Consider the following 14,273-nt stretch of genomic DNA (forward strand, 5'->3'; position numbering starts at 1 on the left):
TTATATAGAATCTCATCAGTACCAGGCTTTTTAATAAATCCTTTCTCTGTAAAATCCTTATAAGCATTTTCTGCCTTTACAAAGAAGTCTTCTACTGTTCCTGAGAATTTAGAACCATGGAATGGAACTCCTTCTTCGATAAGTTTTGCATGCAATTTTTGATGTAATGTTGAGGTTCCCGCAGCAGTATTAGGATACCACGCAATAGAGTTTGTTTGAGAAAATTGGTAAGGTCCAACTTCTTTGCAACAGATCGTGGGATTAGATGATGCCCCATACCAGTTCCTAATAAATCAGAATATAACCCAAATTCGTCTATCCAGACATTAGTATCTATCACATACCCATACAGCGTCGGATTTCCTCCTCCTAACCTTATAGGGTCTTGGTTGATATAATTACCAATCCTCGCGTCATAATATCTGAACCTGTTGTAATACAGTCCTGTTTCATCGTCCTCGTACTGACCTAACTGGCGGAAAGGAATGAACTTCCTACTGCCGTGGAGGTTGCGGACGTTACCATAGATGTCATAGTCAGCCTGCCAGACGATATTACCTTTTTCATCGTATGCTTGGACAGGACGACCGATGTAGTCACTGACGATGCTGTAATGCCTGTCACCAACAATCTTGGCAGTAGGGACGTAGCTGTCACTGTCGTAAACCCACGTGATGAGATTCTCAACAGGTTCTGGTCGGTCGAGTGTGACCTCACCTGTCTCGGTGACAACTGTATTCGGGCGGTCAGCCTCGGCATACTCCCACTCATGCAGGATGACATCGCCATCCCAGAGGTAGCGGTACACACGACCGTCAAAGACCTTCTCAATGCGTCTGCCTAAAGCGTCATACCTGAACGTAACGGTCTTTCCGTCCGGCCTCGTTACACTCCTAAGCATACCGTTTCCCTGCCACGTATAGGCATAGTCGCCGCTCTGCCATTGAAGGAACTCATCCTGCGCCTCCGCATTATGCGATGGTCCCATCCTGCGCATGGTCTTCAGCACAAGGTTGCCATGGCTGTCATAATAATACCGCCACTTCCTGTCCTCACGCAGCTGTCCACCACGGGCATAACTTCTGTCCGTACGGTCGGGGTTGTCATACACGTTACCCATTGCATCCGGGTTACGCCACTGACGGCTGCCGTCACCATACACAGCCCCTGACAGAGAACCGAAGGCATCATAATCGTAACGGACACTCCTGCTGTTTATTGTATCAAGCGTCCGTAGAAGACGGAGATTATCACCCCAGACGTATGACTTGCCAAGCAACGTCCGCCCATTGTGACAGACACGCTGATGTGCAGGGCGGCCGACATTGTCATACTGCATAAGTGCGCTTCACACAACTGACTATGGTACGCAAAGTTTCAAATATGAATAGACATTATCACAACATAGATCCGTCCTAATACTGGTTCTTCCGTAAATGCAAAGATTGGAAATAGAATAAGAGGCTTATATACTTACACGGTATGACTATCCAAAATCAGATAGTCTTACAGGGGGGACAAGCTACAAGATAAAGTGCAGAAAAAGCAAATAATTACCATGGCTTTCCGTCTTCTACAAACAACTTATTCCCATACTGACCACTATTTGTAAACTATTTTCGTATAACCCAAAACCAATACATGATCTCTTGGCTTTGAAAAGACGCCCAATTGACTCGCAATAGATGCCCTTTTGAGGTCTAACTAACGCCCTTTTGAAGCCAATTAAGCACCTTTTCTTGCACGACTTCATAACCAATTGATTTACCGCTGGTTGCAGACTTGCTTTTTATACGTGTTTTCCCACTTTATTTTAGGTGTTTTGTTCGATATTATGTAATGATTTTTCAACATCTTGTCTGCAAATTTTCAATGTGTTAAAAAGAATAGCTTTTCGGTGTCGGAGGATGAATAAAATGAGGGTGTGTCAAAATAAAAATACCATTTTGATAATCTTACAGTTTAAAACAATCCAATAAAAAATGACCATTCCTGTACTCGATTTTGAGTAAAGAAATGGTCTTTTCTTTGCTTTTAGGAAAACCTACTATAGTTTGAAAGTTGTCAAGTTATTAATTTGCATTTTGACACACCCTCATTTGTTTAATGAACACTTTCGGTTCTTCCATTAAAGCTATACAAAAAGTGTCCACGCATTTAGCGGAAGCCCCCTAATGGTAACCTCAATTCTAACTAATCTTTACTTAAACGGCAAAAGATGCTTTATTGACGTCCAACAAAGCCTTACTTGGACTTCAACTAAGTACCTTATTCTTAGAGAGCAAACAAGGTTCTTCGCCTTGAGACTATATGCATGGTAAGTGTCTACTTTTTAAAAGGAAGGAGAGTGATAGGGGGCTATAGTTGTTAATCTATATGCTACTATTAGACAAGCCTTCAGTGATTTATGACCCTTATAGTCTCATTTTTACCACACTCTAAAATCAGGACGACAATACCCCTCTATTAAATCCACTATTTCATATACGAATTCGCGATTATCTTGATTGTCTTCTGCTATTTTGCTGAAAAATGATAAAACTTCTTTCTTGCTCTTTCCTGTTTTTTTATAAGAAGACAATATTTTCTTATATTTCAAATAAAACTCTAATGGAAGGTTTTCGATATTTACATATTTCGCCTGCCAATCTTTAATATCTGAAATAATTAAACGAGCATCTTTTTTATCTATCTTAAACATATGTTTTGAATTTATTCTGTAAATCATTTAATGCTTCTTGGTATTCTTCCAGTGTCATTGATCTTGCAGGCTCTATAACACCATGCGTACCATTTTTATCAGGCTTAAACATCAAGAGGTCACCTAAATTATCTGAGTCTATTTGAAACATTGAGGAACCCTTTTGTGTACCTCCAAATTCTATCGGCTTTCTATGAGGGGGAATATTAGTGATACTTGTATTTACAGACATCCCACCGCTATTAGGATAAACTTTTCCATCAACAACTTTTATGTCAACATTTGGTCTAACACCTAATTTGTCTGCAGTGTTCCCTATTAAAGGGACATTATTATTTTGTTTCATTCCCCTAAACAAGACCTCCAAACCAAACACATCCACCCAGAGATTTGAATCTCTGATATACCCATACAGTGTAGGGTTATTACCCATCAACCTTATCGGGTCCTGGCTGATGTAATTACCAATCCTCGGGTCATAATATCTGAATCTGTTGTAGTAGAGGCGAGTCTCATCGTCCTCATACTGTCCTAACTGGCGGAAGGGGATGAAGTCACGGATGCCTTTTATGTTTCGGAGGTCACCGTAGATGTCGTAGTCGGCTTGCCAGACAACAGTACCATAGCTGTCATACGCTTCCACGGGGCGACCCATATAGTCGCTGATGATCGTATAGCGTTCACCGTTCTGCAGCTTTGCCACAGGCACGTATGAACCTTCCTCATATACCCACGTGACAAGGTTCTCTACTGACTCATCGCCCAGCATTCGGATGCCCCCAAGCTCGTTATTGCTATGGTCTTGCTATGAGGAATCCACACTTCCTTGAGCATACCGTTTTAACAAAAAGCTACATCAAAATCTCCAATTTCAATTAGTTTATAAATTGAATCACAAACTTCTATTTTTAATCCACATCCATGTTCTTGTTCCTCTTTTATTCTAAATCCGAGTCCGAAAAGTCCTTGTTCATTTTGTTCAAATAAAACAAAAATTTTCATAAGTTCAACATCGTCTGGCAGAGTTATGCTAATTCCTTTTCTATTAAAGTAATCTTTAATGGCATTAAAGACATCACCATACCATATTTCAAAATCGTTTATAAACAGAGCTATCTTTTTCTTATATTCATCAGTTAAGACCTCATCAGAAGCTTCTAATCCATCAGATAGAATTATATTAATACTCTTGCCAATATGTTCAGCAAAAAACTTCATCGATAAGTCTTCATCAAATAAAATATCACAACTATTTAACATAATCTTTAACTTTTACATTCTATTTTTATTCCTGTATCTTTACTATTTAATTTCTTAGCAGCATCTTTAGCCTCATCACTTTCATATTTAAAACCTGTTTTTTGTTCAAATTGGCTAACAGATCCTTCATGAGGAAGAGAAGCCTCATGGTCTGCCCGCTTGACTAACTGCATTACAGCTGTATTGTCATCAGGATTATAGGTAGCATGATGCCATGTTACTTCACCATAAACCTCTCTATGCGCATTAATTGTTGCCTTTCCTCTTTTCCCTAATATTTTCGATTTTTTATTTGCTTCCCTAAAATCCCAATCACGACTTCCCTGCATTTTTATGGTAACTTGTTTTATCACTTTTTCTTTTGAAAAAATGACAGTGTCATACAACCCAAATACATCAGCCCACATATTTAAATCCCCCACGTACCCATACAGTGTCGGGTTATTTCCTGCCAGCCTTATCGGGTCTTGGCTGATGTAATTACCAATCCTCGGGTCGTAATATCTGAACCTGTTGTAGTAGAGGCGAGTCTCGTCGTCCTCGTACTGCCCTAACTGGCGGAAGGGAATGAAATCACGGATGCCTTTTATGTTTCGGAGGTCACCGTAGATGTCATAATCGGCCTGCCAGACAACAGTACCATAGCTGTCATACGCTTCCACGGGGCGACCCATATAGTCGCTGATGATCGTATAGCGTTCGCCGTTCTGCAGCTTTGCCACAGGAACGTATGAGCCTTCCTCATATACCCACGTGACAAGGTTCTCTACCGGCTCATCGCCTAACATTCGGATGCGGCCAAACTCGTCAATGCTATGCTGCGGACGGTCCTTCTCCTCATACTGCCACTCCTACACCATCACGTTCCCGTCCCAGAGATAGCGGAAGACGTGACCGTTGAAGGGTTTTGCTGTACGACGCCCAAGGGCATCATACTCGAAGCGGACGGTCTTGCCGTAGGGAAGCCGCACCTCCTTGAGCATTCCGTTGCCATACCACTCATAGGCATAGTCACCTGTCTGCCAGGCAATATGCGTGCCACTTTCCTCCGACACCTCGTGGTTCTGATGCCGTGTCAGTCCACGGCGTGGAGTCTTCAATATGAGGTTGCCCTCTACGTCATAGAGATAGTCATAATGGCGGTCACGGAGAATCCTGCCGCCCTTGCCGTGTACGCTTGAACGCTGTAGGATGCAAGAACTAGATTTAGTCATATTTTTAATACTTTGCGGTATCTATGCGTTGCATCTTTCCATTTTTATATTTAATATTAATTATAAACCCACAATCATATGCTTCTATTAAAATGTCAGAGAACTCTGTTGCAATTTTTATCTTGATTATCTTATTATCAAAATATTCCCAGCTATAATTTTGAAGAAAACCTATTTCCTCTGCATTCAAGATAATTACAGAACAATCATCAGAACCAGATATGTTTTTCTGTTGTTCTTTTATAACAGGAGTCTCTAAAATATCTATATTTTTGTCGTTGTTGTATAATCTGATGAACTCACCATCTTTATCTTTGAGATATAGCAAATTAGGATTCACAGAAATAACATTATCCATATTTAAATGACATATCTGTATAATCTCAGAATTAAGCTCTTCTTTTCGTTGGGAATTCTTCCCTATGTCTTTCTGAAATACTTTGTTAAATAGTTTCATCTGAGATGAATCGTTCTCCGCACTCATTTCTGAAAAAATAAAACGAGAACTAGATATTCCCAAGTGATACAACTCATTCGCTAAATGATTTAATTTATCTATATCATTATCAAACCATTTATACTCGCCTTCCGAAATAGAATAATACCTTTCATACCAAGCAATCCAAGTAATAGTTATTGCTAAAACATACTGCTTGAGGTACGGGATATAGCCAACTTTGTAGTAATTATTTTTATTTACTTTAATTTTTTCTAACATATGGAATTACTTTATAATTCTTGTTATAGTTACATTTCCCTTTGGTACCTGGTCTATTATACCTTCTGATATACCACCAGAGGTCTTACCTCCAGCTATAAACAAATCATTAGCACCAGAAATTCCCGAGCTTGCTGATCTTAAGTTATAATTTTGAGGATTTGAAATATCTATTCTGTACATACCTCCTTTTCCTTGCCAACCACCCTTAGGAATACCTAAAGCTTCTTCTATTATAGAAATATCTCCATTAGCTTTCTTTAATAAATCATCTATCTGATTGCTTGGAGAAACAAACTGTCCGTCAGGTCTTCCAACCATAGATGAGTTTTTAACAAATTGTTCATAACTATCACCAGGAATGAGAAATGAAGCTCCATTCTTAAAATCAGAACTCAGCTTGCAATCTGATAATCCCCAAACATCTACATACTTATTCAAATCCCCCACATACCCATACAGCGTTGGGTTATTTCCCGCCAGCCTTATCGGGTCTTGGCTTATGTAGTTACCAATCCTCGGGTCATAATATCGAAACCTATTGTAGTAGAGGCGAGTCTCATCGTCCTCGTACTGTCCTAACTGGCGAAAGGGGATGAAGTCACGGATGCCCTTGCGGTTGCGAAGGTCACCATAGATGTCATAGTCGGCTTGCCAGACAACAGCACCATAGCTGTCATACGCTTCCACGGGGCGACCCATATAGTCGCTGATGATCGTATAGCGTTCTCCGTTCTGCAGCTTTGCCACAGGAACGTACGAGCCTTCCTCATATACCCACGTGACAAGGTTCTCTACCGGCTCATCGTCCAGCATTCGGATGCGGACGAACTCGTCGATGCTATGCTGCGGACGGTCCTTCTCCTCATACTGCCACTCCTGCACCATCACGTTCCCGTCCCAGAGATAACGGAAGACATTGTTTATATAATAATAGCTTTAAGATTATGTGTACAGCAAGTTTGTTGTTACATTACTTTATGATAGCATTTATTTCTTTCTCTAAGAAATATAAATCATTGATTATAGGATCTTCATAATCGCTGAAAATATCTAAATAGGCTCTAGTTATTCCATTGATTGGATTCAGCGTCAAACTTCTGATGTTATCTGACAATAAACTCTTTGTTTTTTCCAATCTTGAAATAATCAAGTCTAATTTAGGCTCGATAGATTGCCTATTTTTCAAATCAACTATTACTTTGTCTAATTTATTTTTTATTTTTTCCATTATATTGGTAAATTTCTAGTGTCTATAATCCAATCTTTTGGCCAATTTCTAGGCATTAAAACTTGATCTGCATTACCTATTAGAACAGTACCAGAAAGAGTAGTTTGTGAAGCAACTTTTCCAATATTAAGAATAGTACCTTTAGGAACTTTTATTGTAGCCTCAAATTCTCTAGTATTACCCCACTGTGGCAAGAGAGCAGCATCTATTTTGGCTTGTATTCTATCAGAAGCCTTAGATGTAGTTGCAAATGCTCCTGTAGGCCCAGCTTTTCCACCATATACCCGATACAGTATAACATCATCAGTTGTTATGAATGTTTTATATTTACCATCTTTAAAGGTTTCTATAACTTGGTCAGGAAGTATTTGTTTTTTTATCTCTTTCATCTTCCCTTTCAAATTATCAGAACATTTTAGTCCAAATACGTCAGCCCACTTATTCAAATCCCCCACATACCCATACAGCGTAGGGTTATTGCCCATCAGCCTTATCGGGTCTTGGCTGATGTAATTACCAATCCTTGGGTCATAATATCTGAACCTGTTGTAATAGAGGCGAGTCTCATCATCCTCATACTGTCCTAACTGCCGGAAAGGAATGAAGTCACGGATGCCTTTGCGGTTGCGAAGGTCACCATAGATGTCATAGTCTGCTTGCCAGACAACCGTACCATAGCTGTCATACGCTTCCACTGGGCGACCCATATAGTCGCTGATGATGGTGTAGCGTTCACCGTTCTGCAGCTTTGCCACAGGAACGTACGAACCTTCCTCATATACCCACGTGACAAGGTTCTCTACCGGCTCATCGCCTAACATTCGGATGCGGCCGAACTCGTCGATGCTATGCTGCGGACGGTCCTTCTCCTCATACTGCCACTCCTGAACCATCACGTTCCCGTCCCAGAGATAGCGGAATACGTGACCATTGAAGAGCTTTGCCGTGCGACGTCCAAGGGCGTCATACTCGAAGCGGACGATCTTGCCGTAGGGAAGCCGCACTTTCTACCGCAATATATAGTAAGGGGTTAATGATTCCTTATGAAGAAAAAATATTGTGCAACACCAACAACATTTTTATCTTCTAAATAAATTTATAAAACTAAAAATATCGTCAGCTTCTTTTTTCATACCCCAAGCCCCTAATGCTCCAAGATCATTTGAATATATAGAATTATCATTGGAATTATTTCTATTAATGAAATAAGCTAAATCACCATCCTGTCCTATCATGAAATATTTAGGTTCAAATTCATAAATTTGATATGTCTGATTTCTTTCCTCTAAGTCAGAATAAGAATACATACATATTCCTGTGTTTTCAATTTCAAAAACATCTCCATCGTTAATCTCTGATAGAAATTTAACATACAAGCTTGGGAACTTCATATTAATTCTGTTCTCAAGTTCAACTATACTTTTTTCATTTTCTTTTGTTTTCATACATTATATTTTTTATATATCAAAAAATGGATTACCTATATTTTGTCCTCTTAAGCTATCAAAATATTTATACGAATCTTTTATCACTTTCTTGGCTTGCTCTGGTGCAACTCCAGCGTCTATCATTTCCTTATAACTTATATTAAACTCTTGTTTCAAAGTTGTATTCCAACCACCATATCCTGCTCTTCTTGTTCGTTGTGATGAGCTAATTTTTGCATGTGGCTCACCAGAAGCAGACTTTAATAATGTAGCAGGAGCGTCATTTCTATTATAGCCATTAATATTTTTTTGCGCCCATAAGTCTTGAATAGGATGATGACTTTGTACAAAACCATCTGCTCTAGTATTCGTATGACCATGAGCTCTGTTTGATTGTGGAGATAAGTTACCATGAACATCGACATCTCCTGTTTTATAACCATTAGGCGATTTGCATTTTAAACCTAAAATATCAACAAATTCATTACAATCTCCCACATACCCATACAGCGTCGGGTTATTTCCTTCCAGCCTTATCGGGTCTTGGCTTATGTAGTTACCAATCCTCGGGTCGTAATATCTGAACCTGTTGTAATACAGACGAGTCTCATCGTCTTCGTACTGTCCCAACTGGCGGAAGGGGATGAAGTCACGGATGCCCTTGCGGTTTCGGAGGTCGCCGTAGATGTCATAGTCTGCCTGCCAGACAACAGTACCATAGCTGTCATACGCTTCCACGGGGCGACCCATATAGTCGCTGATGATCGTATAGCGTTCATCGTTCTGCAGCTTTGCCACAGGCACGTATGAGCCTTCCTCATATACCCACGTGACAAGGTTCTCTACCGGCTCATCGCCTAACATTCGGATGCGGCCGAACTCGTCAATGCTATGCTGCGGACGGTCCTTCTCCTCATACTGCCACTCCTGAACCATCACGTTGCCATCCCAGAGGTAGCGGAAGACGTGACCGTTGAAGAGTTTTGCAGTGCGACGCCCAAGGGCATCATACTCGAAGCGGACGGTCTTGCCGTAGGGAATCCGCACTTCTTTGAGCATACCATTGCCATACCACTCATAGGCATAGTCACCTGTCTGCCAGGCAATATGCGTGCCACTATCCTCTGACACCTCGTGGTTCGGATGCCGTGTCAGTCCACGACGTGGAGTCTTCAATATGAGGTTGCCCTCTACATCATAGAGATAGTCATAATGGCGGTCACGGAGAATCCTGCCGCCCTTGCCATATTCCCTGTCCCTGCGGTCACGACTGCGGAAGACGTTTCCTGCAGCATACGATAGTCGTCCGTACCGTCCTCATAGGGGTGCTTAAGTGTAAGTTACGTAAAATCACTTAGAATAACGAACTACCATTATTCTTCTAACCATTTATGTTTACGTAGCCACTCTCTTGTATCATTAAGGAATGGCTCTCCAAAATCTTGAATTCCATCTAATTTTCGTTTATACTTTTTAAATGTTTCAACCAGGAAACTATAAAAAGTTTTCCCCATTAGCAAACGTTGATTTTCCTTGGAAAGGGGATAATATTTCCCGTCTATAAAAGGTCTGACAACTTCCTCTTCGATAGCTATGTCTATACCCAAAGCATTGTCACTCTTATAAAACCTCCTCATTGATTTTCGACCATATTCTTTGGGAAGGCAACGAAAACATAACCATAACTTGAATGAAAAACAATTCTTATACTTTGGAAAAACCTCGGCCTCATACCCATACAGTTCTTCTTCAATTTCCCATATTTTACACCATTTCGCACCTGGCGCATCTTTAGTAAGTCCTAATTCTAACATATCTATTCTATTTAATGACGACATTTATTACCTGGAGGAAGTACCCCCCTTCTTTTCTCGTATTTTTTTATCTTAGCAGTCTCGACTTTATGAATGTGTTTTTTTGAGCCTATACCCTTGTTCGCATCCATAATAACACCCTCACGTTGTAAATATACTTGAGAATATCTTTTTTTAGGATTATATGATTCCCCAATTTTCCAGATATCATCTTTATATAAATAAACCTTTCCTGTTGGAGCTTTACTACCTTTTGAGTAAACATTGTAAAAGCCATCTTTAGACGCTCTTAGATAATATAATTCTGTATTCCTTAAACCATAAACATCGAATTCTATGTTTAAGTCTGAAACATACCCATACAGCGTCGGGTTATTTCCTTCCAGCCTTATCGGGTCTTGACTGATATAATTACCAATCCGTGGGTCATAATATCTGAACCTGTTGTAGTAGAGACGTGTCTCATCGTCCTCATACTGTCCTAACTGGCGGAAGGGGATGAAGTCACGGATGCCCTTACGATTGCGAAGGTCACCATAGATGTCATAGTCTGCTTGCCAGACAACAGTACCATAGCTGTCATACGCTTCCACGGGGCGACCCATATAGTCGCTGATAATCGTATAGCGTTCACCGTTCTGCAGCTTTGCCACAGGAACGTACGAACCTTCCTCATATACCCACGTGACAAGGTTCTCTACCGGCTCATCGCCTAACATTCGGATGCGACCGAACTCGTCGATGCTATGCTGCGGACGGTCCTTCTCCTCATACTGCCACTCCTGCACCATCACGTTGCCGTCCCAGAGATAACGGAAGACGTGACCGTTGAAGAGCTTTGCCGTGCGACGCCCAAGGGCGTCATACTCGAAGCGGACGGTCTTGCCGTAGGGAAGCCGCACCTCCCTGAGCATACCGTTACCATACCATTCATAGGCATAGTCACCTGTCTGCCAGGCAATATGCGTGCCACTTTCCTCCGACACCTCGTGGTTCGGATGCCGTGCCAGTCCACGACGTGGAGTCTTCAATATGAGGTTGCCCTCTACATCATAGAGATAGTCATAATGGCGGTCACGGAGAATCCTGCCGCCCTTGCCGTATTCCCTGTCTCTGCGGTCACGACTACGGAAGACATTGCCCACGGCATCGGGCATACGGTAGTCGTCCGTACCGTCCTCATAGCGGGCACTCATCAGACTGCCAACCGCATCATAGGTATAGGCTGTCTTGCCGCCCGTAATTCCGTCCATCACACTCTGCAGACGTCCCGACGCATTCCACGCATAGCGGCGGTCGTAGCCGTCCTGACGCAGTGAGCGACTCTTCTGCGAGATAACATTACCGTAGGCATCGTAGGTACGTGTCATACGGATGCCACCAGAGAATATCTTCTCTATCTTCAGCCCCTCGCTGTCACGGACGATCTTCTCCTCCCAGCTCTCACCGCCACCACCGGCTGCCGTCACACGGTTGAGAAGTCCGTCCTCATCAAAGCTGTTCCGTACGACAGAACCAAGTGAAGTACGTGTCTCTATACGGTTTCCAAGGTCATCATAGACATTCTCCACCGTCGTACCCCTGTCATTAGGCAGACCACCACTGAAACACTCCCTGATTACACGACCGCCTTCGTCATACTCCATGGCAACGCTTCCCGTAGCATTGCGTGCCTCGGTAAGCCTGCCGAGTGCATCATAGCAGAAAGCCTCCATCGTACCGTCACTGAAGCTGCTGCACAACAGCCGTCCCCGCTGGTCATACTCATACTCCGTCCATCTGCCGCCAGCCCTGTCCTCACGGATGACACGTCCGGAGCAGTCACGCACATAGGAACGGTGCATACGGTCAAAGCCCGTCTCACCGACAATCTCCCCACGGAGGTTGCGGTCAAAGGTATATTCCTCCCCATGCTCGTTGGTAAGCATACGGAGACGGTCCATGCGGTCGTAGGCAAAGCGCAGCACGCTGCCGTCCTCGCCCTCACGCTGGAGGATGTCGCCCATCGGCGAATACTTGTACTTCACACGGTGGAAGCCCTCGCTCGCCTCGACCACATCCTCATAGGAGTTGTAGCGGAGCTTCGTCGTACGCTTCCCAGTGGTGATGGCAGTAACCCTGTTCAGACGGTCGTAGCGGAAAGTCTGTCTTGCACCAGCAGAGGTAAGTACAGAGAGAATGGAATTCTATGTGAAAATATAAACGCAACTAAATCCATACAAATATTTTCTTACCTTCTTTCTAAGCCCTACTTAAACTAATGCAAAAAACCATTCTAAAAACTCATTAAAACCTCTCCATTGAGGGTGTAACTTTCCTCTTTGGAAATCAATTGTTTTTTGTCCAAGCTCAAGTTCTAAAACTTCACCAGTTAAACGATTATAAAAGAATCCTCCTTCGCCTTCAAAACTATCAAGTGGTATATACTCTTCTGGTAGATTTAATGCAGAACGCATATCTTCTATTTGCTCAAAATATGTTGAGTTTATAGCAAACCAACACACATTATATATATCACTATATCTACCAGAGAATGTTATAGCATTTGTATAAAGATTAAACTGGGCAAATGGTGTTTCCAAATCTATCCCAAGTTTAATCATAACTTCCCGATAGCTTATGTCTTCTGTTAAATCATACAGACCAACTTCTTCCAAATATTTCTTTATTTTTTCTGATAACATAATTTTTTATTTACAACCTGTTATTTTATTTCTTACATTTAATTCTGCTTCTGCTCTCTGTTTCCAATAAGCTTCTCTATCTGTTCTAAATAATCCTCTATCTACAGGATTATCAGGATGAGCATTAGGTAAATAAGGATGCAGTGCATTACTTTTATAATACTTTCGATGTGTAGATGCAGATAGCTCAAATAATGAACCTTTTGCATTTTGCTTTGAATGATGCAGATTAATCAGCTGGTATTTCCCATCTTTAACTACAAAAGGGGCGTCTCCTCTTAAAGCTCTATCTAAATTAGTTTCTATTATCCCACCTTTTCCTTTAGAAGGTAAATCCCAATCTATCTTCTGCTGAAAAACAGTATGTATATTTCCAGATGGCGCATGAAAAATAGTTGCTGTAAAGAAACCACTCAATCCCCAAAGATCAACCCAATTATTTAAATCCCCACATACCCATACAACATAGGATTATTTCCCATCAAACTTATCGGGTCTTGGCTGATGTAATTACCAATCCTCGGGGCGTAATAACGGAAGCGGTTGTAATAGAGGCGCGTCTCATCGTCCTCATACTGTCCCAACTGGCGGAAAGGGATGAAGTCACGGATACCTTTTATGTTTCGAAGGTCACCATAGATATCATAGTCAGCCTGCCAAACTACGTTGCCATAACTGTTGTATGCTTCCACAGGGCGCCCCATATAGTCGCTGATAATCGTGTAGCGTTCACCGTTTTGTATCTTTGCCACAGGAACGTACGAGCCTTCCTCATACACCCATGTGACAAGGTTATCTACTGGCTCTTCACCCTGCATACGGATGCGACCGAACTCATCAATGCTATGCTGCGGTCGGTCCTTCTCCTCATACTGCCACTCCTGCACCATCACATTGCCGTCCCAGAGGTAACGGAAGACGTGACCATTGAAGAGCTTTGCCGTGCAACGCCCAAGGGCATCATGTTCTATGTATTCTTCTTGTCATACGTCTTTATTTATCTAAATTCATTATAAATAAACTTGCACGCATCGTCCTCTGTTTTAAAGGACGCAAGTTCATTTTGATTACCATGTTCATCAATATATAATACTTTCCACATGCTATAGTCTTCAACTAAGACAATAGTATCCCACGTAGCAATAGAGCCTTCTAAAGAATATTCGTGGGGCGAAATACCCATAGACAGTAGCTGTTTAGCTAACTCTTTCTTATTCATTACAT

Annotated in this window: 18 protein-coding genes; all 18 read right to left on the reverse strand. The window is 41.7% G+C overall.

Annotated elements, in window-relative coordinates; all coding sequences use genetic code 11:
* Nucleotides 1–91 precede the first annotated feature (91 nt).
* The 18 genes from ADJ77_RS13565 to ADJ77_RS10730 all read right to left on the reverse strand — a co-directional run bounded on the left by ADJ77_RS13565 (nucleotide 92) and on the right by ADJ77_RS10730 (nucleotide 14,268).
* The gene (locus tag ADJ77_RS13565; RefSeq protein WP_082224172.1) at nucleotides 92–1,339 is read right to left on the reverse strand and encodes an RHS repeat domain-containing protein; all 1,248 of its coding nucleotides are present in this window, start codon (nucleotides 1,337–1,339) and stop codon (nucleotides 92–94) included.
* Between the two features lie 1,089 nt (nucleotides 1,340–2,428).
* Nucleotides 2,429–2,701 carry a hypothetical protein gene (locus ADJ77_RS10655; protein ID WP_025079099.1) on the reverse strand — a complete coding sequence of 91 codons (273 nt, stop codon included), beginning with the start codon at nucleotides 2,699–2,701 and terminating at the stop codon, nucleotides 2,429–2,431.
* Nucleotides 2,694–3,470, reverse strand: a complete 777-nt coding sequence (locus ADJ77_RS14280; protein ID WP_025079100.1) for an RHS repeat domain-containing protein — start codon at nucleotides 3,468–3,470, stop codon at nucleotides 2,694–2,696. The genes ADJ77_RS10655 and ADJ77_RS14280 overlap by 8 nt, the downstream gene beginning before the upstream one ends.
* Nucleotides 3,471–3,541: 71 nt before the next feature.
* A complete protein-coding gene (locus ADJ77_RS10665; protein ID WP_025079101.1) occupies nucleotides 3,542–3,961 on the reverse strand; it encodes a hypothetical protein in 420 nt (139 codons plus the stop codon).
* A 5-nt stretch (nucleotides 3,962–3,966) separates the two neighbouring features.
* Entirely contained in the window at nucleotides 3,967–4,749 is a 783-nt protein-coding gene (locus tag ADJ77_RS14450) for an RHS repeat domain-containing protein (RefSeq protein ID WP_282958393.1), read from the reverse strand.
* Between the two features lie 63 nt (nucleotides 4,750–4,812).
* Nucleotides 4,813–5,175, reverse strand: a complete 363-nt coding sequence (locus tag ADJ77_RS14290) for an RHS repeat domain-containing protein (RefSeq protein WP_234398175.1) — start codon at nucleotides 5,173–5,175, stop codon at nucleotides 4,813–4,815.
* Nucleotides 5,176–5,179: 4 nt separating this feature from the next.
* Nucleotides 5,180–5,893 carry a hypothetical protein gene (locus ADJ77_RS10675; RefSeq protein ID WP_025079102.1) on the reverse strand — a complete coding sequence of 238 codons (714 nt, stop codon included), beginning with the start codon at nucleotides 5,891–5,893 and terminating at the stop codon, nucleotides 5,180–5,182.
* 6 nt (nucleotides 5,894–5,899) lie between these two features.
* Entirely contained in the window at nucleotides 5,900–6,781 is an 882-nt protein-coding gene (locus ADJ77_RS14455; protein WP_282958394.1) for an RHS repeat domain-containing protein, read from the reverse strand.
* Nucleotides 6,782–6,866: 85 nt separating this feature from the next.
* Complete coding sequence (locus tag ADJ77_RS10685) at nucleotides 6,867–7,124, reverse strand: hypothetical protein (protein WP_025079104.1); 258 nt, start codon at nucleotides 7,122–7,124, stop codon at nucleotides 6,867–6,869.
* Nucleotides 7,124–8,128 carry an RHS repeat domain-containing protein gene (locus ADJ77_RS14295; RefSeq protein WP_025079105.1) on the reverse strand — a complete coding sequence of 335 codons (1,005 nt, stop codon included), beginning with the start codon at nucleotides 8,126–8,128 and terminating at the stop codon, nucleotides 7,124–7,126. Before ADJ77_RS14295 ends, ADJ77_RS10685 begins: the two co-directional genes overlap by 1 nt.
* Before the next feature lie 75 nt (nucleotides 8,129–8,203).
* Nucleotides 8,204–8,569, reverse strand: a complete 366-nt coding sequence (locus tag ADJ77_RS10695; protein WP_025079106.1) for an SMI1/KNR4 family protein — start codon at nucleotides 8,567–8,569, stop codon at nucleotides 8,204–8,206.
* 12 nt (nucleotides 8,570–8,581) lie between these two features.
* Nucleotides 8,582–9,727, reverse strand: a complete 1,146-nt coding sequence (locus ADJ77_RS13575) for an RHS repeat-associated core domain-containing protein (RefSeq protein ID WP_208595989.1) — start codon at nucleotides 9,725–9,727, stop codon at nucleotides 8,582–8,584.
* A 197-nt stretch (nucleotides 9,728–9,924) separates the two neighbouring features.
* Nucleotides 9,925–10,365, reverse strand: a complete 441-nt coding sequence (locus ADJ77_RS10705; protein WP_154663398.1) for a hypothetical protein — start codon at nucleotides 10,363–10,365, stop codon at nucleotides 9,925–9,927.
* Between the two features lie 11 nt (nucleotides 10,366–10,376).
* Entirely contained in the window at nucleotides 10,377–12,422 is a 2,046-nt protein-coding gene (locus ADJ77_RS10710; protein ID WP_050696395.1) for an RHS repeat-associated core domain-containing protein, read from the reverse strand.
* 195 nt (nucleotides 12,423–12,617) lie between these two features.
* Nucleotides 12,618–13,049, reverse strand: coding sequence for a hypothetical protein (locus tag ADJ77_RS10715; protein ID WP_025079258.1), 432 nt, complete (start codon nucleotides 13,047–13,049; stop codon nucleotides 12,618–12,620).
* A gap of 6 nt (nucleotides 13,050–13,055) precedes the next feature.
* Nucleotides 13,056–13,466, reverse strand: coding sequence for an HNH/ENDO VII family nuclease (locus tag ADJ77_RS10720; protein WP_050696396.1), 411 nt, complete (start codon nucleotides 13,464–13,466; stop codon nucleotides 13,056–13,058).
* Nucleotides 13,467–13,489: 23 nt separating this feature from the next.
* Nucleotides 13,490–13,939: an RHS repeat domain-containing protein gene (locus ADJ77_RS10725; RefSeq protein ID WP_234398199.1), complete on the reverse strand. Its 450-nt coding sequence runs from the start codon at nucleotides 13,937–13,939 to the stop codon at nucleotides 13,490–13,492.
* A gap of 107 nt (nucleotides 13,940–14,046) precedes the next feature.
* Nucleotides 14,047–14,268: a hypothetical protein gene (locus ADJ77_RS10730; RefSeq protein WP_025079259.1), complete on the reverse strand. Its 222-nt coding sequence runs from the start codon at nucleotides 14,266–14,268 to the stop codon at nucleotides 14,047–14,049.
* Between the last annotated feature and the right edge of the window lie 5 nt (nucleotides 14,269–14,273).

Origin of the sequence: Prevotella fusca JCM 17724 (assembly GCF_001262015.1) — a bacterium.
In the GTDB taxonomy this organism is placed as follows: Bacteria; Bacteroidota; Bacteroidia; order Bacteroidales; family Bacteroidaceae; genus Prevotella; species Prevotella fusca.

Excerpts from the sequence above, each read along its gene's own strand:
- ADJ77_RS13565 (WP_082224172.1), bottom strand. The coding sequence starts at position 1,339 with ATGCAGTATGACAATGTCGGCCGCCCTGCACATCAGCGTGTCTGTCAC.
- ADJ77_RS10655 (WP_025079099.1), bottom strand. The coding sequence starts at position 2,701 with ATGTTTAAGATAGATAAAAAAGATGCTCGTTTAATTATTTCAGATATT.
- ADJ77_RS14280 (WP_025079100.1), bottom strand. The coding sequence starts at position 3,470 with ATGCTGGGCGATGAGTCAGTAGAGAACCTTGTCACGTGGGTATATGAG.
- ADJ77_RS10665 (WP_025079101.1), bottom strand. The coding sequence starts at position 3,961 with ATGTTAAATAGTTGTGATATTTTATTTGATGAAGACTTATCGATGAAG.
- ADJ77_RS14450 (WP_282958393.1), bottom strand. The coding sequence starts at position 4,749 with ATGTTAGGCGATGAGCCGGTAGAGAACCTTGTCACGTGGGTATATGAG.
- ADJ77_RS14290 (WP_234398175.1), bottom strand. The coding sequence starts at position 5,175 with ATGACTAAATCTAGTTCTTGCATCCTACAGCGTTCAAGCGTACACGGC.
- ADJ77_RS10675 (WP_025079102.1), bottom strand. The coding sequence starts at position 5,893 with ATGTTAGAAAAAATTAAAGTAAATAAAAATAATTACTACAAAGTTGGC.
- ADJ77_RS14455 (WP_282958394.1), bottom strand. The coding sequence starts at position 6,781 with ATGGTGCAGGAGTGGCAGTATGAGGAGAAGGACCGTCCGCAGCATAGC.
- ADJ77_RS10685 (WP_025079104.1), bottom strand. The coding sequence starts at position 7,124 with ATGGAAAAAATAAAAAATAAATTAGACAAAGTAATAGTTGATTTGAAA.
- ADJ77_RS10695 (WP_025079106.1), bottom strand. The coding sequence starts at position 8,569 with ATGAAAACAAAAGAAAATGAAAAAAGTATAGTTGAACTTGAGAACAGA.
- ADJ77_RS10705 (WP_154663398.1), bottom strand. The coding sequence starts at position 10,365 with ATGTTAGAATTAGGACTTACTAAAGATGCGCCAGGTGCGAAATGGTGT.
- ADJ77_RS10715 (WP_025079258.1), bottom strand. The coding sequence starts at position 13,049 with ATGTTATCAGAAAAAATAAAGAAATATTTGGAAGAAGTTGGTCTGTAT.
- ADJ77_RS10725 (WP_234398199.1), bottom strand. The coding sequence starts at position 13,939 with ATGGTGCAGGAGTGGCAGTATGAGGAGAAGGACCGACCGCAGCATAGC.
- ADJ77_RS10730 (WP_025079259.1), bottom strand. The coding sequence starts at position 14,268 with ATGAATAAGAAAGAGTTAGCTAAACAGCTACTGTCTATGGGTATTTCG.